At 44.6% G+C, this 930-nt stretch carries 1 protein-coding gene; it reads right to left on the reverse strand.

The window, feature by feature from the left end; genetic code table 11:
* Positions 1-284: 284 nt before the first annotated feature.
* Positions 285-930, reverse strand: a 646-nt coding sequence (locus BSG1_RS19635) for an HAD hydrolase family protein (protein WP_006838997.1), incomplete at its 5' end; no start/stop codon positions are given.

The raw sequence follows: 930 nt of genomic DNA on the forward strand, positions 1-930 counted from the left end.
TATAGTGGTACGTTTACGGGCTAATCATACCATCTCAGACCCAACTCCCCTTCCGTAGTGGTACGTTTCCTCCCTAATCGTACCATCACAGACCCGATTCCCCTTCTCTAGTGGTACGTTTTCCGGCTAATCGTACCATTATAGACCCGATTCCCCTTCTGTAGTGGTACGTTTACAAGCTATTCGTCCATAAGCCAATCATGTGGCCGGTTCAGCGACGGATGAATTCTGCCACTGCTGATAAAAACAAAAAAACTGACCCTGCCAGGCCAGCTTCTCTGAAACTATGATTTTATTACATTCATTTTCTTTAAGAATTCAATCGGCTGCTGTTTGCGGAATAGTTCTTTCACCGCGTAGGCAACACCATTTTGTTTATCCGTACGGGTAATCCAATCTGCTGCATTTTTGACTTCCTGATTGGCGTTCCCCATTGCGATACCGAGACCGCAGCAGTCGAGGAGATCTTTGTCATCCTGATTGGCTCCTACCATCACGACCTGATCGCGGGTGATTCCCTCGCGTTCGCATACATACAGAAGTCCCCTTAGTTTTGACACTCCCCTTTTTACGATATCCATTCTGTCGCTGTCTGTCACAATGCAGTCCACTTCATGGTACATGCCTTTAATAGCTTTCATTGCGTCATTCCGGTCTGACTCTGAAGTGAATTTCGCTTCAATTTTAAGTGCGGAGGAAGGATCCTCAAAAAGGTACTCACTTAATGAGTCTGTATAGTGAGTACTGTAAATGAAACTTGATTCCCGGTTAAACAGGACTTTTTCACGAAGGGAGCCTGATAGTTTCACCCTGTTCATGATGGCCATTTTGTCCTGGACGACTCGCATTTGACAGCCAAGCTCTTCAAGAAATTTCACAAGTTCATAAGAGATATCTTCGTGAATCTTATTAACGTAAAGCGGTTTATCT

The sequence above is a fragment of the Bacillus sp. SG-1 genome (assembly GCF_000181495.1).
GTDB lineage: Bacteria > Bacillota > Bacilli > Bacillales > Bacillaceae_B > Rossellomorea.